26 protein-coding genes are annotated in these 23,585 nt (G+C 70.2%); 14 read left to right on the plus strand and 12 right to left on the minus strand.

All coding sequences use genetic code 11. The annotated features are described in order from the left end of the window. The first annotated feature begins 67 nt into the window (after window positions 1–67). Both ASC61_RS02410 and ASC61_RS02415 read left to right on the plus strand, forming a co-directional pair. Window positions 68–883 (plus strand): Ig-like domain-containing protein, encoded by an 816-nt coding sequence (locus ASC61_RS02410; protein WP_056208812.1) that lies wholly within the window; start codon window positions 68–70, stop codon window positions 881–883. Between the two features lie 8 nt (window positions 884–891). Then, the gene (locus tag ASC61_RS02415; RefSeq protein ID WP_056208815.1) at window positions 892–1,461 is read left to right on the plus strand and encodes a DUF3558 domain-containing protein; all 570 of its coding nucleotides are present in this window, start codon (window positions 892–894) and stop codon (window positions 1,459–1,461) included. On the opposite strand, the gene ASC61_RS02420 is transcribed toward ASC61_RS02415, so the two are convergent. Further along, window positions 1,417–3,045, minus strand: a complete 1,629-nt coding sequence (locus ASC61_RS02420; RefSeq protein WP_056208818.1) for a helix-turn-helix domain-containing protein — start codon at window positions 3,043–3,045, stop codon at window positions 1,417–1,419. The two genes, ASC61_RS02415 and ASC61_RS02420, sit on opposite strands and share 45 nt — an antisense overlap. 32 nt (window positions 3,046–3,077) lie before the next feature. Next, window positions 3,078–4,229: an acyl-CoA dehydrogenase family protein gene (locus ASC61_RS02425; protein ID WP_056208821.1), complete on the minus strand. Its 1,152-nt coding sequence runs from the start codon at window positions 4,227–4,229 to the stop codon at window positions 3,078–3,080. A gap of 102 nt (window positions 4,230–4,331) precedes the next feature. On the opposite strand from ASC61_RS02425, the gene ASC61_RS02430 reads away from it, so the two are divergent. Both ASC61_RS02430 and ASC61_RS02435 read left to right on the plus strand, forming a co-directional pair. After that, complete coding sequence (locus tag ASC61_RS02430; RefSeq protein WP_056208824.1) at window positions 4,332–4,925, plus strand: hypothetical protein; 594 nt, start codon at window positions 4,332–4,334, stop codon at window positions 4,923–4,925. Window positions 4,926–4,935: 10 nt separating this feature from the next. Continuing rightward, entirely contained in the window at window positions 4,936–5,556 is a 621-nt protein-coding gene (locus ASC61_RS02435) for a pyridoxamine 5'-phosphate oxidase family protein (RefSeq protein ID WP_056208825.1), read from the plus strand. 3 nt (window positions 5,557–5,559) lie between these two features. Here the strand turns inward: ASC61_RS02435 and purE are convergent, their stop codons facing one another. The 5 genes from purE to ASC61_RS02460 are packed head-to-tail and all read right to left on the minus strand — an operon-like array spanning window position 5,560 to window position 9,516. Beyond that, entirely contained in the window at window positions 5,560–6,075 is a 516-nt protein-coding gene (gene purE / locus ASC61_RS02440) for a 5-(carboxyamino)imidazole ribonucleotide mutase (protein ID WP_056208828.1), read from the minus strand. Continuing rightward, window positions 6,068–7,195, minus strand: coding sequence for a 5-(carboxyamino)imidazole ribonucleotide synthase (locus tag ASC61_RS02445; RefSeq protein WP_082530408.1), 1,128 nt, complete (start codon window positions 7,193–7,195; stop codon window positions 6,068–6,070). The genes purE and ASC61_RS02445 overlap by 8 nt, the downstream gene beginning before the upstream one ends. A gap of 9 nt (window positions 7,196–7,204) precedes the next feature. Beyond that, a complete protein-coding gene (locus tag ASC61_RS02450) occupies window positions 7,205–8,194 on the minus strand; it encodes an adenylate/guanylate cyclase domain-containing protein (RefSeq protein ID WP_056208837.1) in 990 nt (329 codons plus the stop codon). Next, window positions 8,181–8,693, minus strand: a complete 513-nt coding sequence (locus tag ASC61_RS02455) for a PH domain-containing protein (RefSeq protein ID WP_056208840.1) — start codon at window positions 8,691–8,693, stop codon at window positions 8,181–8,183. The genes ASC61_RS02450 and ASC61_RS02455 overlap by 14 nt, the downstream gene beginning before the upstream one ends. A 13-nt stretch (window positions 8,694–8,706) precedes the next feature. After that, entirely contained in the window at window positions 8,707–9,516 is an 810-nt protein-coding gene (locus ASC61_RS02460; protein WP_056208842.1) for a biotin--[acetyl-CoA-carboxylase] ligase, read from the minus strand. A 51-nt stretch (window positions 9,517–9,567) separates the two neighbouring features. Here ASC61_RS02460 and ASC61_RS02465 point away from each other — a divergent pair, with 51 nt between their 5' ends. From ASC61_RS02465 to ASC61_RS02495, 8 genes are all read left to right on the plus strand, one after another. Beyond that, the gene (locus tag ASC61_RS02465) at window positions 9,568–11,160 is read left to right on the plus strand and encodes an acyl-CoA carboxylase subunit beta (RefSeq protein WP_056208844.1); all 1,593 of its coding nucleotides are present in this window, start codon (window positions 9,568–9,570) and stop codon (window positions 11,158–11,160) included. Continuing rightward, window positions 11,157–11,408, plus strand: a complete 252-nt coding sequence (locus tag ASC61_RS02470) for an acyl-CoA carboxylase subunit epsilon (RefSeq protein ID WP_056208847.1) — start codon at window positions 11,157–11,159, stop codon at window positions 11,406–11,408. Before ASC61_RS02465 ends, ASC61_RS02470 begins: the two co-directional genes overlap by 4 nt. Before the next feature lie 2 nt (window positions 11,409–11,410). Beyond that, complete coding sequence (locus ASC61_RS20010) at window positions 11,411–11,935, plus strand: hypothetical protein (RefSeq protein WP_200935380.1); 525 nt, start codon at window positions 11,411–11,413, stop codon at window positions 11,933–11,935. Further along, window positions 11,932–12,597: a hypothetical protein gene (locus tag ASC61_RS02480; protein ID WP_056208850.1), complete on the plus strand. Its 666-nt coding sequence runs from the start codon at window positions 11,932–11,934 to the stop codon at window positions 12,595–12,597. Before ASC61_RS20010 ends, ASC61_RS02480 begins: the two co-directional genes overlap by 4 nt. Beyond that, window positions 12,594–13,187, plus strand: coding sequence for a Maf family protein (locus ASC61_RS02485; protein ID WP_056208852.1), 594 nt, complete (start codon window positions 12,594–12,596; stop codon window positions 13,185–13,187). The genes ASC61_RS02480 and ASC61_RS02485 overlap by 4 nt, the downstream gene beginning before the upstream one ends. A 44-nt stretch (window positions 13,188–13,231) precedes the next feature. Next, the gene (locus ASC61_RS19585; protein ID WP_056398807.1) at window positions 13,232–13,453 is read left to right on the plus strand and encodes a hypothetical protein; all 222 of its coding nucleotides are present in this window, start codon (window positions 13,232–13,234) and stop codon (window positions 13,451–13,453) included. Window positions 13,454–13,587: 134 nt separating this feature from the next. Next, window positions 13,588–14,076 carry an RNA polymerase sigma factor gene (locus tag ASC61_RS02490; RefSeq protein WP_268750623.1) on the plus strand — a complete coding sequence of 163 codons (489 nt, stop codon included), beginning with the start codon at window positions 13,588–13,590 and terminating at the stop codon, window positions 14,074–14,076. After that, on the plus strand, window positions 14,073–14,765 hold the full coding sequence (locus ASC61_RS02495; protein WP_056208858.1) for a hypothetical protein: 693 nt from the start codon (window positions 14,073–14,075) through the stop codon (window positions 14,763–14,765). Before ASC61_RS02490 ends, ASC61_RS02495 begins: the two co-directional genes overlap by 4 nt. Window positions 14,766–14,791: 26 nt before the next feature. On the opposite strand, the gene ASC61_RS02500 is transcribed toward ASC61_RS02495, so the two are convergent. Genes ASC61_RS02500 through ASC61_RS02510 form a run of 3 tightly spaced genes read right to left on the minus strand, consistent with a single transcriptional unit; the run spans window position 14,792 to window position 17,719 of the window. Continuing rightward, on the minus strand, window positions 14,792–15,844 hold the full coding sequence (locus tag ASC61_RS02500) for a hypothetical protein (protein ID WP_056208861.1): 1,053 nt from the start codon (window positions 15,842–15,844) through the stop codon (window positions 14,792–14,794). Next, complete coding sequence (locus ASC61_RS02505) at window positions 15,844–16,512, minus strand: hypothetical protein (protein WP_056208863.1); 669 nt, start codon at window positions 16,510–16,512, stop codon at window positions 15,844–15,846. The genes ASC61_RS02500 and ASC61_RS02505 overlap by 1 nt, the downstream gene beginning before the upstream one ends. Window positions 16,513–16,552: 40 nt before the next feature. Beyond that, on the minus strand, window positions 16,553–17,719 hold the full coding sequence (locus ASC61_RS02510) for an acyl-CoA dehydrogenase family protein (RefSeq protein WP_056208866.1): 1,167 nt from the start codon (window positions 17,717–17,719) through the stop codon (window positions 16,553–16,555). A 116-nt stretch (window positions 17,720–17,835) separates the two neighbouring features. Here ASC61_RS02510 and ASC61_RS02515 point away from each other — a divergent pair, with 116 nt between their 5' ends. Both ASC61_RS02515 and ASC61_RS02520 read left to right on the plus strand, forming a co-directional pair. Continuing rightward, on the plus strand, window positions 17,836–19,641 hold the full coding sequence (locus tag ASC61_RS02515; protein WP_162243634.1) for a vWA domain-containing protein: 1,806 nt from the start codon (window positions 17,836–17,838) through the stop codon (window positions 19,639–19,641). A gap of 78 nt (window positions 19,642–19,719) precedes the next feature. Continuing rightward, window positions 19,720–21,498, plus strand: a complete 1,779-nt coding sequence (locus tag ASC61_RS02520; protein WP_082530409.1) for an acetyl/propionyl/methylcrotonyl-CoA carboxylase subunit alpha — start codon at window positions 19,720–19,722, stop codon at window positions 21,496–21,498. Between the two features lie 3 nt (window positions 21,499–21,501). On the opposite strand, the gene ASC61_RS02525 is transcribed toward ASC61_RS02520, so the two are convergent. Together ASC61_RS02525 and ASC61_RS02530 are read right to left on the minus strand one after the other, a co-directional pair. Next, window positions 21,502–21,876, minus strand: a complete 375-nt coding sequence (locus ASC61_RS02525; protein WP_056208873.1) for a hypothetical protein — start codon at window positions 21,874–21,876, stop codon at window positions 21,502–21,504. Window positions 21,877–21,918: 42 nt separating this feature from the next. Beyond that, the gene (locus ASC61_RS02530; protein ID WP_056208876.1) at window positions 21,919–23,568 is read right to left on the minus strand and encodes an N-acetylmuramoyl-L-alanine amidase; all 1,650 of its coding nucleotides are present in this window, start codon (window positions 23,566–23,568) and stop codon (window positions 21,919–21,921) included. Between the last annotated feature and the right edge of the window lie 17 nt (window positions 23,569–23,585).

Consider the following 23,585-nt stretch of genomic DNA (forward strand, 5'->3'; position numbering starts at 1 on the left):
ACGTTGAGACCTGGATGAGACCCCAACCGGGACCATCCGGCCGGGTCCCGTCACTACCGTCGGCGACATGGTGTGGCCGATCGTGGTGTCCGGCGTCGCTGCCGGCGTTGGCGTGGCGGCGACCGCGGTCACGCTCCTGACTCCGGTCGACTCGGGTGCTCAGGTGTGGATCGACGAGCCGCTCACGTCTGCAGTCCTCGCACCCGGCACCATCACGGTCACCGCGCACGCGACCGACCCGGAACGGCTCGACGGGCTCCAGCTGAAGGTCGACGGCAAGCAGGTCGACCAGGACCGGTCGTTGGCGCGCGACGGCCTCCTCGTGTTCGCGGCGTTCACCTGGCGGGCCACGTCGGGCGCCCACGAGCTCGTGGTCACCCAGCTGGGCGGAGCAGGTGACGTGTCGGAGGCACGCTCCGTCACGGTCTCCGGCCCGACGACAGCTCCCGCCCCGGCACCCACCGGGACGACCCCGACGCCCAGCGCCAGTCCGAGCCCCACCCCGAGCACGCCCACGTCGGCCGTACCGACCGAACCCAGCCAAGCGCCGTCCACCCAACCACCGGACGAGCCCGCCGATCCAGTGATCGACGCGGCAGCATTCGTCGGGACCCCGACGGTCTACCAGGTCACCGGCTGCCCCTACAGCGTCCAGGTGCAGGCGCGGATCAGGGACGCGACCAGCGCCCGCGCCGAGATCAGCGGCGCCGGCGCGGTGCCGATGTCCCGCAGCAGCTCCACGTGGACCGCCACGATCCCGTCAGGCTTCCCGGCCGGGCAGGTCGGCGACCACACCGTCACGGTCAGGGCTTCAGGGCCCGGAGGAACCGCCGATCTCGCCGTCGGCACGCTGACCATCAAGAACGCCTGCCCGAAGGATTGAGGAATCCCATGCCCGCGTCACTGTCCGCCCGTACGTTCACCGCCGTCACGATGCTGGTCGCCCTCGCCGCTTGCGGATCAAGCAGTGGCGGGGACAAGGCCCCGGCCTCGAACGACAAGCCCGCTGCCGCCAGCACGAGCTCCGCCCCGAAGATCCCCGACGACCTCTGCAGCACATTCACCGCCGACGAGCTGGGAGCCGTGGTGGGTGCGACCGTGACCACCGAGACGCAGCCTGGTGGCGGGTGCGGCTTCAAGCAGGAGGACCCGCGCGCGGTGTCGGGCTCGATCACGGCGATGCCCGACGACGCTGGAACCGGCGGGTTCGAGGGCGCGCAGTCGGGAGCGGCCGGCGCCATGGACTCGCCGAAGGTCGTCATGGTCGACGGCGTCGGCACCAAGGCGTTCCTCGCCTTCGGGACGGTCTTCGGCGGCGAGAGCCTCCAGACAGCAGGAGGAACCACCGACGGCAAGGTCATCGCGATCATCACGCTCCAGCAGGCCAAGGGGCTCCAGCAGCCCGCCCTCGAGGACCTAGGGCGCAAGCTCCTCGCGCTCGCCGACGACAAGCTCCACTGAGCCCGACGCCCAGGCGTGAGCGAGGTCGAGCCGCGACCGGGCACCGGATCGCCGAAGCGCCGCCGAGACATGCTTCTCGACGGCCTTCACCGTGACATCGAGCCGCTCGGCGACCTCGGCGTTCGACAGACCCTCCGCCACGAGCGCGACGACCTCGCGTTGTCGCGGCGTCAGCACGTCGCTCATCTGTGCTCCCGCGTGTGAGGGGCCGGCCGCATGAGCGAGGAGCTGCACCCGGGTGCCGACGCCGAACGCGGCGAGGATCCGCGACGTGTGCACCCGCACGGTGTGGGGCGAGATGAACAGCAGCCGGGCGATCTGGGTCGTCTCCCGGCCCTCCAGGATCAGGCGGGCGATCTCGGCCTCCCTGGCGGACAGCGCAGGCCACCCGTCACCAATGACCGGGGGCAGGCGGCGACCTGCGCGACCCAGGGTCTGCCCGGCCGCCCGGCGCACGGCGTGGTGTCCGAGGCGGTCGCTGGCGGCGACCAGCTCGCGCATCGACCGGGCCGCGGTCGACACGTCGTTGCCGGCCAGTCGGACCCGCGCCAGGACGACCTCGGACTCGGCCAGCTCCACGTTGCGGGCGTCCAGCCGGCATCCCTCGACCGCCTGTTCGGCCAGCTCGATCGCCCGTTCGCGGTCGCCGGCCATCTCGGCGAGGCGGGCCTTGAGCCGCTGGATCGTCGGCCGCGCGATGGGGTGGTCCACGAGTGCCTCAGCCTGCGCGCCCCACGCCTCGGCCGCGTCCCGGTCGCCCACCTCGACCGCGGCCGCGACCAGGAGCTCCAGGCCCAGGGCCCGGTCGATGACGGTGAATCGCGACAGGCCCGCGTCGCCGCCCGCGATGAGGACGAGCGAGGCACTTCGCGCGACGTCGCCGATCGCCACGGCGGCAAAGGCTGCCAGCAGATGGAGCCCGCGACTCAAGTGGTCATGGGCCGACAGCCCGGCCGCCTCGATCTCGTCCACGAGAGTGGCGGTGGAGATGACGTCGGAGCTGTTGCCGGAGACCAGCCCGGCGACCGACAGCGTCAGCAGGCGGGCCCGCTCGCAGTCGGCCATCGCCACGGCCCGTCGAGCCGAACCCTGGGCCTCGTCGATGCGGCCGCCGAACGCCGCGATCCGCGCACCGGTCGCCAGCATCATGGCGCAGTAGGAATGCCCCCGCCACGAGTCGGTGATCGTGTCGTCCCACACCGATGCCGCGACCCCGAGCCGCGCCTGGGTCAAGGCGGCCTCGGCCACGAGATAACGGACGAAGTCGTCCAACGAATCGTCAGAAGGGCCCAACGCGGCGACGACATCGTCCAGGGCCGACGAGAGCCGGGGCCGCATCAGTCCGGCATCTGCGAGCGCCACGACGGCCAGGGCGAGGCGGCGATCGACGTCGGACCCCGCGACGGTCAACGCGGCACGACCCGCGCGCTCAGCCGCCTCGAACTCACCCAGCCAGAAGTGCGCCATGCCGCTCATCGACCGGGCCGTCGACCCGGGCTGCTCCGCGAGCTCGGCCACGGCTTGGCCGGCCAGCCCTTCAGCCATGAGGTCGAGCGCCCGCGCGACGGTGCCCCGGTCGTCCATCCCGGCAGGCTAGCGCTCGCAGGTGGCTGGTGTCAGAGCGTTGACTGGACTCCCGCGAGCAGCTGGCGAGCCATGACGACGCGCTGCACCTGGTTGGTGCCTTCGTAGATCTGGGTGATCTTGGCGTCGCGCATCATGCGCTCGAGGGGATAGTCGCGGGTGAAGCCGTAGCCGCCGAGCAGCTGCACCGCATCCGTGGTGACCTGCATCGCGGTGTCGGACGCGAACGCCTTGGCTGCCGCACCGAAGAACGTGAGGTCCTTGTCGCCACGCTCGGAGCGACCGGCGGCGGCGTACGTCAGCTGCCGTGCGGCCTCGATCTTCATGCCCATGTCGGCGAGCATGAACTGCAGTCCCTGGAAGTCGCTGATGGGGTGGCCGAACTGCTTGCGCTCCTGGACGTAGCCGAGCGCGTAGTCGAGCGCACCCTGCGCGACGCCGACGGCCTGCGCGGCGATCGTCACGCGCGTGTGGTCGAGCGTCTTCATCGCCGTCGCGAACCCGGTGCCCTCGTCACCGATCATCCGGTCGCCGGGGATGCGGACGTTGTCGAGGTAGACCTCACAGGTCGGCGAGCCCTTGATGCCGAGCTTGCGCTCCGGCGCGCCGAACGACACGCCCTCGTCGGACTTCTCGACGACGAACGCCGAGATGCCCTTCGTACGCTTCTCGGGATCGGTGACCGCCAGCACGGTGTAGAACTCCGACTCACCGGCGTTGGAGATCCAGCGCTTGACCCCGTTGAGCACCCACCCGTCGCCGTCGCGGACGGCCCGGGTCTTCTGGTTCGCGGCGTCGCTGCCCGCCTCGGGCTCGGACAGGCAGTAGGAGAAGCCCTCACCGTGGGCCAGGCGCGAGAGGTAGTTCTTCTTGAGCTGCTCGTCGCCGCTGATCATGAGCGGCAGCGAGCCGAGCTTGTTGACCGCCGGGATCAGGGATGCCGACACGTCGACACGAGCGATCTCCTCGATCACCAGCACCGTCGCGAGCGCGTCGGCACCCGCTCCGCCGTACGCCTCGGGCACGTGCGGCGCATGGAAGTCGGCGGCGAGCAGCGCTGCGGCGGCCTCGTGCGGCCAGCGCGCGTGCTCGTCGACATCAGCGGCGTACGGGGCGATCTTGGCCTCGGCGACGGCGCGAACCGCTTCGCGGATGGCTTGGTGCTCCTCGGAGAGGACGAACATGTCGGACACGTGGACTCCCGATAGTAGGACGACCTAGTAATTGTACCTCTGCCTCCGACGGCAACCGACCGATCGTCTGGTGGCATCGGACACACTGGCCGCATGACCAGCTCCTTCACCGGGCACATCGCGGGCCTCGGGACGTCGTCGGGCGTACGCCTCGTGGTGGGCGTCTGGGACGCGAGCCCGTTCGGTCCGTTCGCCGACGTCATGGTCGAGGACGCCGACGGACATCGCACTCTGATCGCCCCGAAGCAGGCCGTCGCCGACTTCGTGGCGTCGACCTACACGTTCGACGAGGTCCGCATCGAGCCGGTGTCCGTCGAACGGGGCGCGGAGTGGTCCGTCCACACCCTGTCGCTGCAGCTGCGGTTCAAGCCGGGCCGTCGCCTCTGGGTCGGTCCGCTGCTCGGCCTCGTGCCGGCCCCGCTGCGCCGCACCTCGACCTGGGCCAAGGTCTGCGACCCCGTCGCCGCTCGGGTCATGCCGGGCGTACGGATGCACGGATCGGCAGGCCACGGTCGCACCGAGTGGTACGCCGCGACGGACGTCCGCCGCCTCGACGGCGCCAGGGCGACGTGGGAGGGCGAGGAGCTGGGCGAGCTCTCGCCGGTGCAGCCGCCCGTACGCTTCGGGTTCGCGTCGGCGCCAGGCAAGCCGACACTCACCACCCTGACGTCGTACGTGCGCGAGTAGATTTCTGGTCATGCGGACCGAGATCACGAACGAGGCCGAGCTGCGCGACCTGCTCGGCGAACCGATGCAACGCGTCCTCGACAAGGACTCGGACGTCTTCCTGTCCGAGCACCGCGCCTGGCTGGCGGCATCGCCGCTCTGCCTCGTCGCGACGTCCGACGCGTCGGGGGCCTGCGACGTCTCGCCCAAGGGCGACCCCGCCGGGTTCGCCCACGTCGTCGACGACACGACGCTCGCGATCCCCGAGCGACCGGGCAACAAGCGCGCCGACGGCTTCTCCAACATCTTGCAGAACCCGCACGTCGGCCTGATCTTCCTCGTCCCCGGCCGCGGCGACACGTTGCGGGTCAACGGCCGCGCGACGCTGCTGGCCGACGCCCCGTACGCCGACCAGATGGTCGTCAAGGGTCACAAGCCGACCGTGATCCTCGAGGTCGCCGTCGAACAGATCTTCTTCCACTGCTCCAAGGCGTTCCTGCGGTCCACGCTCTGGGACCCCGAGACGTGGCACCCCGAGCAGGTCCCGAGTCGCGCCCAGATCGCCAAGTCGCTCGAGCGGCCCGATGACTCGATCGAGGAGCTCGAGGCCTACTACGGCCCGCAGTACGCGGAGAAGCTCTACACGAGCTGACGGTCAGCGGAAGCCGAGGCCGCCCGACGGGTTGCGGATCTTCTCGCCCTTCGCCCGCGCGACGTCGGCGAGATCGGCCTGGAACGCGAGCATGCGCTGCGTCAGCTCCGCGTCGCCGGTCGCCAGGATGCGTACGGCGAGCAGGCCTGCGTTGCGGGCATTGCCGATGGACACGGTGGCCACCGGCACACCGGCGGGCATCTGGACGATCGACAGCAGCGAGTCCATGCCGTCGAGGTGCTTGAGGGCGACCGGGACACCGATGACCGGCAACGGCGTCACGGCGGCGAGCATGCCCGGCAGGTGGGCCGCTCCCCCGGCGCCGGCGATGATGACCTCGATGCCTCGTGCATGGGCCTCGCGACCGTAGGCCAGCATCTCGTCGGGCATGCGGTGGGCCGAGACGACGTCGGCCTCGTGGGCAATGCCGAACTCGCCGAGCGCCGTGGCTGCGGCTTCCATCGTCGGCCAGTCCGAGTCCGAGCCCATCACGATGCCGACACGCGCGCGATCAGTCATGGGTCACTCCTGTGGTGAACAGTGCTGCGGATCGGCGGGCCCGGGCGAGCACGTCGTCGAGATCTGAGCCGTACGCCGTCACGTGCCCCACCTTGCGGCCGGCCTTGACGGACTTGCCGTAGAGATGGATCTTGACGTCGGGCTCGGCGGCGAGGACGACGGCACGCTGGGCCTCGAGGTCCTCGACGGCACCGCCCAGGATGTTGACCATGACCGACCACGGCGTACGCGCATCCGTGGCGCCGAGCGGCAGGTCGAGCACGGCGCGCAGGTGGTTCTCGAACTGGCTGGTGACGGCCCCGTCGATCGACCAGTGCCCCGTGTTGTGGGGGCGCATCGCCAGCTCGTTGACCAGCAGCCGCCCGTCAGTGGTCTCGAACAGCTCGACCGCGAGGATGCCGGTGACGTCGAGCTCGGTCGCGATGCGCTCGGCAATGGCGCGTGCCTCGGCGTCGAGCGCAGGATCGAGGTCAGGGGCCGGGGCGATGACCTCGGCGCACACGCCGTCGGCCTGACGCGACTCGACGACGGGATAGGTGCGCACCTCGCCGGACGGCGTGCGGGCGACGAGGGCCGACAGCTCGCGACGGAAGTCGACGAGCTCCTCGGCGAGCAGCTGGCTACCGGACGCGAACGCCTCTGCGGCGTCGACCGTCGAGCGTACGACCCAGACGCCCTTGCCGTCATAGCCGCCGCGGGTCGTCTTGACCACCGCCGGGAAGCCGAAGTCCGTGAGGTCGTCCGCCGACGCGATGCGGGCGTTGCGGGGGCACGGCACGCCCAGGCCGGAGAGCCGCTCCCGCATGTCGCCCTTGTCCTGGGCGTACAGCAGCGCGTGGGGACCCGGCCGGCACGCGTGCCCCTCGGCCTCGAGGGTGCGGAGGTGCTCTGGCGGTACGTGCTCGTGGTCGAACGTGACGACCGGCGCGTCGGCCACGATCGCGCGCAGCGTGTCGAGGTCGGTGTAGTCGCCGACGACGTGGTCGGGGACGACCTGGGCGGCAGAGACGTCAGGGGCCTCGGCGAGGAGCCGGATGCGGATGCCGAGGCCGATCGCGGCCTGCTGCATCATGCGAGCCAGCTGACCACCACCGATGACCGCGAGCTGGGGTGAAGGCACGTGCTCAGACTATCTGGAGCGGAAGCCGCGACGCTCGCTCACCGTGATGGGCGAGACGTTGCCGAACCCGCGGAGCGGCCGAGGCGGCAAGGTGCGGGTGTCGAACTCGTCGCCGAGCGTGGCGGCAGTCGCGGCGTCGATCAGCACGCGGTTGCTGCGGGCGACGTGCGACAGCCGTGCGGCGAGGTTGACCGGGGGCCCGAAGACGTCGCCGAGGCGGCTGATCGCCGAACCGGTCGCCAGCCCGACGCGGATGTCGGGCATGTCGTCGCGTGAGGCGATCTGGCTGACCAGGTCGAGCGCCGTGCGCGTGCCCTCACGAGCATCGGCGATCACGAACAGGACGGCGTCGCCGAGGGTCTTGACCACGCGACCGCCGTGGGCCGTCACGATGTCGGTGCAGCGCGTCTCGAAGTTCTCGACCAAGGCGCCGAGGGTCGAGTCGTCGAGCTCGTTGGACAACGACGTGAACCGCGAGAGGTCCGCGAAGCCGACCGTCATGACGGTCGACAACAGCTCTTCGTCGGCCGCGCCCAGCGCCTCCATCCGCGCGGCCGCGGCCGCGAGATGACGACGCCACGCATAGATCATGAGCTGCTCGAAGCTCGGTGCGACGTCGGTCGCCAGGCCGATGGCAGCGCCGAGGCGGCTGGCGGACTTGCCGCCCTGGACGTCGAGCTCGACCTGGTCGACCAATGTCGAGACCTGCCAGTCGGCGAGCCGCGACATCGTGGTGCCGAGGGCTCGGGTGATGCGGTAGACGGTTTCCTCGTCGAGCGTCCCCGACTCGATCGCGGCCGCCACCGTCGCCACGGCGGCGACGTCCGGCTCGCCGTACGCGATGGCGTCGCCGGTGTCGGGGAACCCGAGGGCACGCCACAGCCGCTGGCCGTCCTCGAGGCTCAACCCACCCTTGTCGGTGACCTCCGAGCTGCTGAGGGTCAGCTCGCCGCCCAGGATCAGGCGGGCGAGCTCGTCACGAAGCTCAGACCGACTCATCCGTCGCCGTCTTGTCGTGCTTCTCGAACACGAGGTTGGTCACGGTGCGGTGGAACGCCTCGATGTGCGGGATGTCATTGAGCTCGAGCCCGGCCTGCTCGCTGGCATCGTGGATGATCAGCGTGCCGCAGCCGAGGATGCGGTCGTTGAGGTTCTTCTCGAACGCGACGTCGTTGATGCGGCTCAGCGGGATGACGCGGCCCGTGCGGGTCAGCAGCCCCTTCTGCTCGACGATGCGCTTGTTGGTCAGCGTGTAGGTCCAGGTCAGCCACTTGAGGAACGGCAGCACCGAGCCCCAGACGATCAGCACGAGCATCGCCGCGACGACGATCCAGCGCGGCACGCCGCTGCCGGAGTCGCCCACCTGGCTGATCGCCCAGCCCCCGACGCCGGCCACGACGAGCAGGATCAGGAAGGGCAGGAACAGCACCTTGACGTGGGTGCGGGTCGTGGCGATGACCTGTTCGCCATCGATCATCAGCTTGCGCGGAAGGCTCATGGGCGTAATTTTCTCACGTCACCGGTCGCACGTGGGTGATATCGCCCGCGCTGATCGCCTGGCCGTCGACCAGCAGTCGGCCGAGCTCGTCGATCCCGGTCGCCTGGCCCTCGAGGGCGTTGCCGTCGGGGAGGCTGACCCGCACCCGCGTGCCCAACGTGACGCACCGCCGGACGTACGAGTCACGGATGCCGGAACCGGGATCACCGCCGGCCGCCGCCCAGGCGCGGTAGAGCGCCTCGAGGTTGCGCAGGAATGCGCGCAGGACGATCGTGCGGTCGGTCTCGGTCGCACCTTCGAGTGCCAGGGACGTCGCGGTCTGCACCGGCAGCTCGTCCCGGCGCAGCGACACGTTGAGCCCGACACCGATGATCGCCGCGGAGCCCTGCGGGGTGTCGACCCGCTCGAGCAGGATGCCGGCGATCTTGCGACCGTCGACGAGCACGTCGTTGGGCCACTTGAGCCCCGACTCGACCCCGCACTCGTGCACCGTCGCGTCGACCGCGAGGCCGACCAGCAGCGGCAGCCAGACCCATCGCGCGGCCGGCACGCCGTCGGGCCGCAGCAGCACCGAGACGATGACGCCGGAGCCGGCGGGCGACTCCCACGCCCGGTCGAGCCGGCCACGGCCCGCGGTCTGCAGATCAGTGGTGTGCACCGTGCCCTCCGGCGCCCCGGCCCGCGCGGCTGCTGCGACGTCGGCATTCGTGCTGCCGGTCTCAGGGGTGACGACGATGTCGGTCCAGAACCGGCCCGGACCCGCCACGGCCGCACGCAGCGCAGCGGCGTCGAGCGGCGGTCGGTCCAGGTCGCGATAAGTCATGAGAACAGACTCACATACCGGTCACAGCCTCTGATCGTTACGCTGACCCCCGTGACCGAACACGAGATCGAAGCCCATCCCGAGCTCCACACGACTGCCGGCAAGCTCGCCGACTTCCAGCGACGCCAGAAGGAAGCCACGGTCGACATGGCCGAGCGCGCGGCCGAGAAGCAGGCCAAGAAGGGTCGCGGATCGGCCCGCCAGCGCATCGAGGACCTCCTCGACGAGGGCTCGTTCGTCGAGCTCGACGCCCTGGCCCGGCACCGCAGCACGGCGTTCGGGCTGCAGGAGAACCGGCCGCTCGGCGACGGCGTGATCACCGGCTACGGCACAATCGACGGCCGCCAGGTGTGCGTCTTCAGCCAGGACTTCTCGATCTTCGGCGGCAGCCTCGGCCAGGTCTACGGCGAGAAGATCACCAAGGTCATGGACCTCGCGATCAAGTCCGGCTGCCCCATCATCGGCATCAACGAGGGCGCCGGCGCGCGCATCCAGGAGGGCGTCGTCTCGCTCGGCCTCTACGGCGAGATCTTCAAGCGCAACGTGCACGCCTCGGGCGTCATCCCGCAGATCTCGCTGATCATGGGCACCAACGCCGGCGGCCACGTCTACTCCCCTGCCGTCACCGACTTCGTCGTGATGGTCGACAAGACCTCCAACATGTTCATCACCGGCCCCGACATCATCAAGACCGTCACCGGCGAGGACGTCACGATGGAGGACCTCGGCGGTGCCCGGACGCACAACACCAAGTCCGGCAACGCGCACTACATGGCGGCCGACGAGGAGGACGCCCTCGAGTACGTCAAGGCGCTGATCTCCTACCTGCCGCAGAACAACATGGAGGAGCCCGAGCCCTACGACGAGGTCGCCGACCTCGAGCCGACCGAGACCGACCTCGCGCTCAACACCCTCGTGCCGGACTCGGCCAACCAGCCGTACGACATGCACACCGTGATCGAGTCGGTGCTCGACGACGGCGACTTCCTCGAGGTCATGCCGCTGTTCGCGCCCAACATCATCATCGGCTACGGCCGCGTCGAGGGCCGCAGCGTCGGCGTCGTCGCCAACCAGCCGATGCAGCTGGCCGGCTGCCTCGACATCGACGCGTCGGAGAAGGCGGCCCGCTTCGTGCGCACGTGCGACGCGTTCAACATCCCGGTGCTCACGTTCGTCGACGTGCCCGGCTTCCTGCCCGGCACCGGACAGGAGTGGGACGGCATCATCCGCCGCGGCGCCAAGCTCATCTACGCGTATGCCGAGGCCACGGTCCCGCTCGTCACGGTCATCACCCGCAAGGCGTACGGCGGTGCGTACGACGTCATGGGCTCCAAGCACCTCGGCGCCGACATCAACATCGCCTGGCCGTCGGCCCAGATCGCCGTGGTCGGCGCATCCGGTGCGGTCGGCATCCTCTACCGCAAGGAGATCGCGGCGGCCGACGACCCGGACGCCAAGCGGGCCGAGCTCATGACGGCGTACGAGGACGAGCTCTGCAACCCCTACCTGGCGGCCGAGCGCGGCTATGTCGACGCCGTGATCGAGCCGGCGCAGACCCGCGCCGAGGTGGTCAAGGCGCTGCGGCTGCTCAAGACCAAGCGCGAGACGCTGCCGCCCAAGAAGCACGGGAACATCCCGCTGTGACCGACTCCGAAGAGACGCCGGAGGCGCCCCCGCACAAGCCCATCCTGCGGGTCGTCAAGGGTGACCTGACCCCGGAGGAGCTGGCCGCGCTCGTCGCGGTCGTCGCCGCACGCAACGCCGCGGCTGCGCACGCCGCGAGCCGCACCAAGCCCAAGGTCCGGTCGCAGTGGGGCCACCCCGCCCGCATGGCGCGCACGCCGCACCGGGTCGGGCCGGACCTCTGGCGCCGGTCGGCCTTCGGCGGCTGACGATGCCGCTGCGCCCTGTGGCGGACGTGTCGCCGGCTGACTGGTTCGTCGAGGCGAACGCACCCTGGTGGACCAAGGTGTGCCTGGGTGCACCAGGCTTCGAGGCGTACGCCCGGCTGCAGCTCATCCCCGACCTCACCGAGGCCAGCACCACGGAGCTGCGCCGCATCCTGGCGCACCACACCACCACGGTGGACGACTGCTACTTCGCCCAGTGGATCGGCAGTGGCTGGGAGCCGCCGCTGGCACCGGTCGGCACGACGTTCTCGGTGATCGACGAGGAGACGCAGCACGCCGTGCGCGACTACCACCTGTTCGCCGGCGCGCTCGACGACAGCGGCGGATGGAAGGGCGACCCACCGCACCTGATGTGGCCGGCCGACCAGGCGTGGTTCGTGGCCAAGGACGTCGATCCTGACTGGATCGGCGTCGGCGGCACCCAGGCGCTCGTCGACGAGCTGCTCGACGTCCCGGGCCTCGACGCCGCACGTTCGGCGTACGACGCGTCCGACTGGGAGACCCGATGACCCTGCGCCCACTCGCCGACATGTCGCCGGCCGACTGGTTCCTCGACGACAACGCGTCAGGTGTCTTGCGTGCCAACCTGGGTCCGTCGGGCTACGAGTCGTACGTGCGAGTGCTGCACAGCCCGATGGGGCCCGATGACGACCGCTACGAGGGACACCTCGACGAGAGTCTCCTCGCCGCGCTGACCGATGTCCTGGCGCGGCACACCGCGTCGGCCGACGACTGCTACTTCGCCCTCTGGGACGGATACGGCCAGATTCACGGGGGCGACGCGGTCGGCTTCCTGATTCGCTTCAGTGGGCCGCCCCGGTGGCCCGGACGGATCTTCGGCAAGGAGAAGCCACCGCCTCCGGTTCCGCCGGCGTTCCCGGCCTCGGTCCTCGAGGGGCCCAAGCTCTCGTTCTTCCACGACTACCTGCTCTTCGGCGGCCCTCTCACCGATGCCGGCGACTGGGGTGCGGCGAGCTACGGTCACTCGATCAGGCGCGACATCAACAGTCCCAACCTGATGTGGCCGGCCGACCACGCCTGGTTCGTCACGACCAACATCGAGAGCACCTGGACCGCTGTCGGCGGCACGGCGGCGTTGATCGACGACCTGCTGGCCGACGACCGCCTCGAGGTCGTCCGCACCCGCTATGACGAAGGAGCCCTGCGATGAGGATCGTCCTCGCCTCCGCGTCGCCCGCGCGGCTCGCCACCCTGCGGGCCGCCGGGATCGAGCCCGAGGTCATCGTGTCCGGCGTCGACGAGGAGCGCATCACGTCGACCGACGCGGCCAACCTCGCCGCTGCCCTGGCACAGCTCAAGTGCCGCACCGTCGCGGCGCAGATCGACGACGACGCCCTGGTCATCGGGTGCGACTCCGTGCTGGCGTTCGAGGGCGAGATCTTCGGCAAGCCCGCCGGACCGGTCGAGGCGTCCGGCCGCTGGCGACGCATGCGCGGCCACAGCGGCGTCCTGCACTCGGGTCACTGCGTACGCCGTGGCGACGAGGAGTTCGTCGAGACGGCATCCACGATCGTGCACTTCGCCGACATCAGCGACGCCGAGATCGACGCGTACGTCGCCACCGGCGAACCGCTGCAGGTCGCCGGGGCGTTCACGATCGACGGGCTCGGCGGCGCCTTCATCACCGGCATCGAGGGCGATCATCACAACGTCGTGGGGATCTCGCTGCCGTTGCTGCGAGACCTCGTCGGCGACCTCGGCATCGCATGGACTGACCTCTGGTCACTGCCGAAGACATGAATCCGTTGGTCTCTCGTGGCAAACAGTGGGAGACTGGACGGACGATGGCAACTTCACCGCGGCGACGCCGCTACCACCCGTCCAGTCCCTTCCAGGCGAAGCCAGAGGTCGCGGACGAGGTGTACGAAGTCGGGGCACGAGTCTCGCACGACACGTTCGGCCTCGGCCGCATCGTCAGCCTCCAAGGCACCCAGTCGGCCCAGGTCGACTTCGGCGACGAGGTCAAGCACATACCTCTGCCGTGCGCCAAGATGACCAACCTGTAGGTCTCCGCGCTCGGTCCTGAGCGGGTCGGAGGAACTGGTTGTGACCTGGCTGTCACAAAGGCATCGGTGCCGGACACCTGCTGGTTGTGAGTAACTTCCTAGACGTCCGGGGCCGCGAGCTTGCGTTCGAGCGCGTGTGGCGTGATGAGATGCCGCGCATCTTCCTCTATGCGGCCCGCCACGTGGGAGCGGCCGATGCACATGACGTCGCCGCCGAGACGTTCACCGTCGCGTGGCGACGGTGTGACGACATCAGCGACCCGCCGTTCCCCTGGCTGCTGGGCGTGGCGCGCCATGTGGTCTCCAACCACGTGCGGACGCTGCAGCGAGGACGGCGGCTGCAGGACCGGGTGCGTCTCCTCACGGCCGTGACCGGGCAGAGCAGCCCCCACCTCGACTTCGCGGAACGCCTCGAGGCCCTTCAACGGTTGGCCGCCCTCAGCGAGAAGGAGCGGGAGGCTCTCCTGCTGACCGCTTGGGACGGGCTGAGCGCAGAAGAAGCCGCACGGTTGCTGGGAGTCAGTCCGGCCGCCGTACGCAAACGCATCAGCAGAGCACGAGCGGCCATCGACGTCAACGAGTTCTCCGCGACTGCCGACACCGACCTGCAGGAGAAGTCATGAGATCGCACATCATCGACGAGCTGCGTCCCGTGGTTCCCGACCTCGATCCGACCTGGGAGTCCGAGACCCGGCGCGCCATCCTCGCCACGACACGAACGTCCAGGAGCGGGACCCACCGACTCCTCGTGCTGGCATCGGCGGCGGCGGTCGTCGCCGCGCTGGCCGGCGGAGCGGTCGTCGCACGGAACTCTTTCACCTCGAACGACGTGCGTCCTCCGGGGCCCGCCTCTCAGGCTCCCCCGTCGACGCCGACCACGACGCCGGGAACCCAGGCGACGACCAGGCCGACTCCGAAGCCCGAACACACGTACGTGCCGGCACCCGGCGATCCGACGACCCACGAGCTGAACGTCACGATCCGCGACAAGGGCATCTCCTACACGCCTGGCACCTGTGCCGCCATCCGGGGTGACAGCCCCGGCCCGGACACGCTTGCGTTCTCCGGACCTGACAAGCAGTACGAGAACCGTCCCCTGGGCCGCGAGTTCACCATCCCCAAGCAGGGCACGAGGCTGGCTGACGGCACCTGCGAGGCCAGGCTGACCGTCACGATCCCCTACGCCCCGAGATATCGGGCGGGCATCGTGCGAGAGGGCCACGGCATCTCTGGCCCCGACGATGCTGGCGAGACTCTCATCGCGACCAAGGGCGACTCCCAGGACGTGGTCGTCATGAACTATCCGCACTGATTCGGCAGGCCGCCGCCCGGGGCAGCTCAGAACGCGTTCGGGCCGAATGCCTCGGCGCGGACCACGAGCTCGGGCGGCGCAGCGGCCATGGGCACACAGGCCGGCAATGCGTCCATGGCCAGCTGCAGCCGTGCGTCGGTCCAGAGGATCCGGCCGGCCGCGCGCTCCTGCGTCAGCTCGGGCCGCTGCCACCACGGGCCCGGCCCGAACGCCTCGGCGAACTGGGCCGCACGTACGGCGTAGAAGCCCGGGTTGCACTCACGTGCCATCTCGATGCGGCGCTGCGTCTCCGCGGCAGTCGGTCCGGCGAAGCGGTCGTCGCGAGCCGCCCAGCTCGTGTGCGCGTCGAGCCAGTCGACGACGAGGTCGAGGAGCCGCGGGATCCGCTGCACGACGGCGTCGCGCAGGGCGATCGCGGGCGCGTGCTGTGCGGCGATGCGGAACCGCTCGAGCTCGAACGTGAACGGGTCGATCGAGCCCGTCGGCGAGGCAGCCGCCATCGCGTCACGGCGCTCGAGCAGGGCGATCGCCGCGGCCTCGCGGGCGACGTCACCGGTCGACCGTGACTGCTCGACAGCGGCCGCGAGGGTCTCCCGGCTGGGTGTGATGGTCCCGCCGAGCGCCTCGTTGAGACCCGCCTCGTCGACCTGCCGGAGGAACACTGGGTAGGTCACGCCGGAACGGCCGATCGCGAGCAGCTGCTCCAGGACCCCGATCGCCTCCTCCTGCCCGGTCATCGTGCGCAGCTGCTGCAGGGACGCCTCGTACGCCTGGAGCGACTGCGCCAGCAACGACGCGTCGTCCGGGATCATCGCCGGAGCGCCGGTCGTCCCGCCACCGGCAGCCGCGGTCATGACGCGGGTGTAGGCGTCGGTGAACCGTTGGTAGTGGCCGCCACCGGCCAGCTTCGCCGAGAAGTCCCCGACGTCGCTGAGCTCCTGGCCCAGCACCTCCATCGCCGCGAGGGCGGCCGCCATCTCGTCGACGTCGTCGCCGGTGGACCCGGAGGTCCTGACGCCGTCGAGCAGGTCGCGGAACGTGCCGAGCATCGCGTCCACCATCGTGGGATCGACGGGCATCAGCGGCCTCCGCGTACGAGTGAGCCGTGCTCGGCGAGCCTGCGCTCGAAGACCGCGTCGGCGACCGGCACGAGGCGACGGTGCCGCTCGGCGCGCGCGACGTCCGGGTCGAATGACCACCCGGGCTGGTGCCGGCTGCCCTCAGCCTCGACCTGCGCCCAGGCCTGCCGCTCGCCGGCGATCGCCTCGGTCGCGTACGTCTCGAGCTCGGCACGCCAGCGCTCCGGGACCTGGGCCGTGCGCCACATCTCGACGTTCTCCAACGTCGTCAGCGACGTGGCCCAGAGCCGGGTCAGCTCGTCGACCGTGACGGCGAATCCGGTGCGCTGCTCGATCGCGGCCAGCAACGAGGCGAGCGCCGGAGCGTCGGTCGCCGACTCCACGGCCGCAAGGACCTCGGCCGGGCCCTGCGCCCGTACGGTCTCGGCAGTCTCGGCATAGACAGCCGCCCGGGCGTTGGCCTGGTCACGGGCGAGGGCGTGCCCCATCGCGAGGGACAGCTCGACCGCGGTGGCCTGCAGGTCCTCGATCGAGGCCGCCGCGTCGACCGTGTCGGCCATCGCCCGCTGGGCGGCCGCGGTCTCCGGATAGAGCGGGTTGGCAGCCGATCGCCGCGCCCGCGAACGGTAGTAGTCGCGGTAGTCCGCCAGCCGATCGCCGTCGCTCATCCGGACAGACTAGGGACTGCCCACCGGCGAGGTGACGGTTTTACTCGACCGGCAGGCCCAGACCTCGTGCGATCAGCATCCGCTGCACCTCGGAGGTGCCCTCGCCGATCTCGAGGATCTTGGCGTCACGGTAGAACCGGGCGACCGGGTACTCCTCCATGAAGCCGTAGCCGCCGAACACCTGCGTCGCGATGCGCGTCGCGGTCACGGCGGACTCCGACGTGTAGAGCTTGGCGATCGCCGCAGCCTGCTTGAACTGCTTGGCAGGCGCTCCGGCGTCCTTGAGCGCTGCCGCCTGGTAGGTCAGCGCGCGGCCCGCCTGCGCCATGACCGCGAGGTCGGAGATCTGGAACGCGACGCCCTGCTTGGTGCCGATCGGCACTCCGAAGGTCGTACGCTCGCCGGCGTACTGGACGCACAGGTCGAGACACGCCTGGATGCAGCCCACAGCGAGAGCCGCGATCGCGACGCGGCCGTCGTCGAGCGTGGCGAGGAACTGCGCGTAGCCGCGGCCACGCTCCCCCAGCAGGTGGTCCGCCGGCACCCGGGCGTCGACGAACGACAGCGGGTGGGTGTCGGAGATGTGCCAGCCGAGCTTGTCGTACGCCGGCTCGACGATGAACCCGGGCGTGCCTGACGGCAGCACGATCGTGGACAGCTCGGGCGAGCCGTTGTCGCGGGTGCCGGTGCGGGCCGTGACCGTGACGAGCGAGGTGATCTCGCTGCCGGAGTTGGTGATGAACTGCTTGGCGCCGTTGACGACCCACTCGTCGCCGTCGAGCTCGGCCTTGGTCTTGGTGGCGCTGGCGTCGGAGCCGGCACCGGGCTCGGTGAGGCCGAAGCCGGCAAGCGCCTGGCCGGCGACGAGGTCGGGCAGCCAGCGCTCCTTCTGCTCCTGCGTGCCGAACGTGAGGATCGGGTTGATGCCGAGACCGACGGCGGCCTCGAGCGTGATGCCGATCGACTGGTCGACGCGGCCGAGCTCCTCGATCGCGACGCAGAGGCTCGTGAAGTCTCCGTCGGCACCGCCGAACTCGTCGGGGGCGGTCAGGCCGAACAGCCCGAGGTCGCCCATCTTGGCGACCAGGTCGACCGGGAAGTGGTGCTCCTTGTCCCACTGCGCCACGTGCGGCGCGACCTCGGCCTCGGCGAACTCGCGAACAGTCTGGCGGAACGTCTCGTGCTCACGTGACAGGGCGAAGGTCATGGCAGCATGTTAACAACCGTTAACCGACGTTAACCACCGTGGGCGGGTCGCGCGGGATCCCGTAGCCTGTCCGGCAACCACAGACGTTCGGGGGAACGATGCGACGGATCCTGGTCATGTCCTTGCTGGCAGCGCTGGCGCTCGGCACGACGCCGGCGAGGGGCGAGGACGCCACGCAGGTCGAGTCGAAGGGCAAGCTCGTCCTCCTGCTCGACTCGTCGGGCTCGATGAAGGAGTCTTCCGGCGGCACGACCAAGATCGCCGCGGCCAAGGCAGCTCTCGAGGACGTCGTGTCCCAGCTGCCCGACAACGCGCAGGTCGGCGTACGCGTGTTCGGCGCCAAGGTGTTCTCCGCCAAGGACAAGGGTGCGTGCACCGACACCCAGAACGTCGTGCCGGTCGGCCCGGTCGACCGCCAGGGCATCAGCAAGGCGATCGCGGGCTACAAGCCGTACGGGGAGACGCCGATCGGCAATGCGCTCAAGGGCGCCGCCAAGGACCTCGGCGCCGAGGGCAAGCGCACGATCGTGCTGCTGTCGGACGGCGAGCCGACGTGCGCCCCCGACCCGTGCAAGGTCGCCAAGAACCTGCGCAGCCAGGGCATCGACCTCAAGATCAACGTCGTCGGGCTCGACGTCTCCGGCAAGGCCCGCAGCGCCCTGCAGTGCATCGCTCGTGCCGGCGGCGGCACCTACTACGGCGTCAACGACCCCGATGACCTGGCGTCGAGCCTCGTCTCGGTGTCGGTACGCGCTCTGCGGCAGTTCACGCTGTCAGGCAAGCCCGTGGTCGGGGGCACGTCGACGGCCGATCCCCTGAAGCTCGAGCCGGGACGCTACACCGACACGACCCAGGGCAAGGCCACGAGCCGCTACTACTCGATCGCGAAGCCCAAGAACTCCGACCTCGTGGTGTCCGCCGTGGCGAGACCGCCGTACGACAGCGGCACGAGCAACAAGCTCGAGGTCGAGCTGCTGACCGCCGACGGGCAGCGCTGCGAGGCCGACTACGCGATCCGGCCCAACGTCCTGCAGGACCAGTCGATCCTCAGCGTCGGAGCCATCTTCTCGTCGCGGCTGCCCAGCACGAACGACGTGTGCGAGGCCGCCACGAGCCTGCTGGCGCGGGTCGGGCTCGACGCCCTGGCCCAGGACCCGTTCGAGCTGCTCGTCAGCACCCGGCCGAACATCAAGGACTTCGCCACGCTCCCGCCGGCACTGACCAGCCAGCAGGTACGCGCGGCGGAGGGTGCGACGTTTGTGCCTGCTGGGAGGCCGACACCGGTTGTCGGCGGCATCACGTTCAACGACGCACCGGCGCTCAAGCCGGGCCGCTACCGGGACACGCTGCGCCCGGGTGAGCAGCTGATCTACCGCATCCCCGCGAGCTGGGGCCAACGCCCGCGCATCCGCGCGACGCTCGAGACCGATGTCCAGGGCGCCAAGGAGCTGTCGATGCCCGGCATCCTCGCCGAGGTGACGATGATCGCGCCGACCCTGCACTCCCTGGGCCGTACCGGCCCCAACGGGGGCAACTTCTGGGACGGCGAACGCCCGGTGACCCTGACCGGCGAGGGGTACGAGCTGCGAGCCCGCAACATCGAGAGCACGACGACCAGCATCCGGGCGGTGTCGGCGGCCGGTGACCAGTACGCCGTGCTGTCGATGGCGCAGCCCCTCGGCGGCGACGGCTCGCACTTCGCCGCTCCGGTGACGATCTCCGTCGACGTGGTCGGGAAGGTGACAGGTGAGCCGGCGTACGCCGGCAAGGTCAAGGGCGCCGGCGAGGCTGTGAAGAAGACCGCCGACGACTCCGAGGAGGGTTCCAGCGTGCCCTGGCTGCCCCTCGGGATCGGGGCCGCAGTGGTGCTCCTCGTCGCAGCCGGCTACGCCCTCGGCCGTCGCGGGCGACCTGCGGCGTAACCAACCTCATAAGGCCAGCGACCGGCCGACGCCCTAGACTGCGGCAGGCAACCGTGTCGGATCGAGGAGAACACTTCAGTGAGCAAGCCCCTGACCAAGGTTCTGATCGCCAACCGCGGCGAGATCGCCGTACGCGTGATCCGCGCGTGCAAGGACGCCGGCATCGGCAGCGTCGCGGTCTACGCGGAGCCCGACCGTGACGCGGTGTTCGTACGCCTCGCCGACGAGGCCTACTCCCTCGAGGGATCCACACCGGGCGACTCCTACCTGTCGATCGAGAAGATCCTCGCCGTCGCCGAGCGCAGCGGCGCCGACAGCGTGCACCCCGGCTACGGCTTCCTCGCCGAGAACGCCGAGTTCGCCCAGGCCGTCATCGACGCCGGGCTGATCTGGATCGGCCCGCCGCCTCACGCGATCGAGAACCTCGGCGACAAGGCCAAGGCCAAGCAGCTCGCCCTCAAGGCCAACGCTCCTCTCGCGCCCGGCACCAAGGACGCCGTGAAGGACGCCGACGAGGTCGTGGCGTTCGCCAAGGAGAACGGCCTGCCCGTCGCGATCAAGGCAGTGTTCGGCGGCGGCGGTCGCGGCCTCAAGGTCGCCCGCACGATCGAGGAGATCCCCGAGCTCTACGAATCCGCGGTCCGCGAGGCGATCAGCGCCTTCGGCCGCGGAGAGTGCCTCGTCGAGAAGTTCCTCGACAAGCCGCGCCACGTCGAGACCCAGTGCCTCGCCGACTCGCACGGCAACGTCGTCGTCGTGTCGACCCGAGACTGCTCGCTCCAGCGCCGTCACCAGAAGCTCGTCGAGGAGGCGCCCGCGCCCTACCTGACCGACGACCAGATCGAGCGCCTCTACGCCTCGTCCAAGGCGATCCTCAAGGAGGCCGGCTACGTCGGCGCCGGCACGTGCGAGTTCCTCGTCGCCCGCGACGGCACGATCAGCTTCCTCGAGGTCAACACCCGCCTGCAGGTCGAGCACCCGGTGTCCGAAGAGGTCACCGGCCTCGACCTCGTACGCGAGATGTTCCGCATCGCCGCCGGCGAGGAGCTCGGCTACGACGATCCCGAGATCCGCGGCCACTCGATGGAGTTCCGCATCAACGCCGAGGACGGCGGCCGCGGCTTCCTGCCCGCCCCCGGCACCCTGACCAAGTGGGCGCCCCCGTCGGGCCCCGGCATCCGCCTCGACGGCGGCTACGAGGAGGGCGAGACGATCCCCGGGTCGTTCGACTCCCTCGTCGCCAAGCTCATCGTCACCGGCACGAGCCGTCAGCAGGTGCTCGAGCGCTCCCGCCGCGCCCTCGACGAGTTCGTCGTCGACGGCATGCCGACCGTCATCCCGTTCCACCGCTCGGTCGTCGACGACCCGGCGTTCACGGCCGCTGACGGCACCTTCGAGGTCTACACGACGTGGATCGAGACGGACTACGTCAACGAGCTCGAGCCCTACGCCGGCACCTCCGAGACCGCGGAGCCCGACGAGCGAGAGCGCGTCACGGTCGAGGTCGGCGGCAAGCGCGTCGAGGTCGTGCTGCCCGGCGGGCTCGGCGCCTCAGCCGTCCCAGCCGGAGGCGGCGCCAAGAAGGCCAAGCGCAAGGGCGGCAAGGCCGCCGGAGCCGCGGCCAGCGGCGACTCGCTGACCGCGCCCATGCAGGGCACCGTCGTCAAGGTCACGGTCGAGGAGGGTCAGACCGTCGCGGCGGGTGACCAGATCGTCGTGGTCGAGGCCATGAAGATGGAGCAGCCGATCAACGCGCACAAGGACGGCGTCGTGACCGGCCTGGCCATCGAGGTCGGCGCCACCGTGACCTCCGGCGAAGTCATCGCAGAGATCAAGAGCGCCGCCGAGGCCGAGTAGTCCTCAGGCGCGCTTGGGCGGCGGGGACGAGTCGACCTCGCCGAATGCGATGCCCGCGGCCCAGACGATCAGCGTGACGCCGATCCACGTGCCGACGCCCTCGATCGCGAAGCCGCTCGCGGGCACGACCAGGTCGGTCAGCACCAGGCCCAGCCACGTCAGGACGAGCCCACCGGCGATCGTGTAGCCCCGGGCGAACCGGTTGACCGTGCTGACCACGACCCCGCGCAGCACCACGGTCAGCGCCGTGAACAGCACCACCGCGACGACGAACCAGCCGAACCGGATGTCGAAGCGGTCGAAGAGCCAGGCAGCGACCGCCAGGGCCGCGGCGTTGGCGGCAGCAGAGATCGCCACCGACTTGAGGAGGGCCGTCATGCGTCGAGTATCCCAGACCCCCCGGCGCGGAGTGACCACCTGTCAGGTCGGGTAGACCGAGACGGCGCCGTTGGTGTGCTGGACGATCGAACCGTGCGCGAAGAAGGCCCGGTAGGCACCGCTCGACAGCCGGCTCATGCTCGTCCTCGGCGCACCCAGCGAGCTCGTGGCCTCGCCGATCTCGACGTACTTGTCCTCGATCTTGCCGTAGAGGTAGTAGGGCACACCGACACTGCCGCGCTGCACGCGATAGACCGTGCCGCGCGCGAAGCGCTGGAGCGTGACGCTGCTGACCGGGGTCGACGCGTGGTTGGCGACCGGTACGCCGAGGCGCCCGGCCTGGGCGCCGCTGGCGTTGTAGCCGTCGCGGAAGGTGCCGCCCACCGAGAACGTGCCGTAGGTCGTCGTCGAGTACATGTCGAGCCGGCCGAGGCGAGCCTTGCGGCCGGTGGGGCTGGTCGTGAACGGGTACTCACCGACGTACACGGGCCCGGTCGTCGCTCGTCCCATCGCGAGGACCTTGGTCTTGATCGGCGACGTGTAGCCGGCGATGTAGTCCTCGACGCGGTCCCGCAGACCGCCGGAGGCACTGAGCCACTCGTACGCCAGCTGGCCCGGGCAGGCCGTGCCCACGACGTCGCGGTGCCCGGCGATGCGGTTGAGCACGAGACCACCGAGCGTGTACTTGCCCGTGGCGGCGTGGAACGTCGTGCCGAGGCGCCAGCCGATCAGCTTGACCATCGCGTCCTTGGTCGCGTCCGTCGGCTGCGTGCTGGTGAACGTGCCCATCATCGAGACGCCCATCGTGTAGGTGTTGACCGGCTTGTTGCCGGCATGCGCACCCCGGACCGGTTTGTCGACGCCCCCGTTGCGGCCCTCGAAGATCTGGCCGTACTTGTCGACCAGGAAGTTGTAGCCGATGTCGCACCAGTCGCGTCCGTTCATGTGGTACGCCTGCACGGCGCGGACGATCTTGGCCGAATCGGCCTTGGCGTACGAGTTGGAGCCTGCCGTGTGGTGCACGACGACCCCACGCGTCTCGCTGCCGGTGCGCGGCGCATCGCAGTAGGTGTTCTTCTTCGCCCCCCACGCCGAGCGCGAGATGATCGCCGGCTTGGGGGTGTAGGCCGGCGAGCCGTCGGCGACCGGGGTGACAGCGACGTCGCCGGCTGCGTCGAAGAGCGCGTTGCTCACGGCGCCCACCTGGGCGGGCGTGCTGCCGGGGTCGATCGTCGAGACGGTGAGCCCGCTCGGCCGTTGGCCGGTGGGGCTCGTCACGCGCACGGCGACTCCGTCCGCGGAGCCGGCCCACAACGGTTCGGTGCCGTCGCGGCCGCCCTCACCCTCGTCGCTCTCGACGTCGAGCTCCTCCCACCCCGACCACGCACCATCGGTGCGCAGCCGCACCTGCACGGTCATGCCCCGGTCGTCGAAGCCGCGGGTCCAGGTGACCCCGACCAGCCCGAAGTCGTCGGTGCGTCGCGCGGGCAGCTGGGCGACCAGGTCGGCCGCGTCGTCGTCAGCCTGCTCAGCCGCCTTGGCGACCGGATCACTGACGGCCGGGACGCGGTTCGTCGCGATGTCGACGGCCTCGGCTGCGGGCTGTGTGTGGGTGTCTTCGGCGTGGGCAGGCGCGGAGACCGTGGCCAGGACCGCCAGCGCTGCGATCGTTCCCGAGATGAAAGGACGCATGCGTTCGACCCTAACCC

Source organism: Aeromicrobium sp. Root344 (genome assembly GCF_001425755.1).
Classification (GTDB): domain Bacteria; phylum Actinomycetota; class Actinomycetes; order Propionibacteriales; family Nocardioidaceae; genus Aeromicrobium.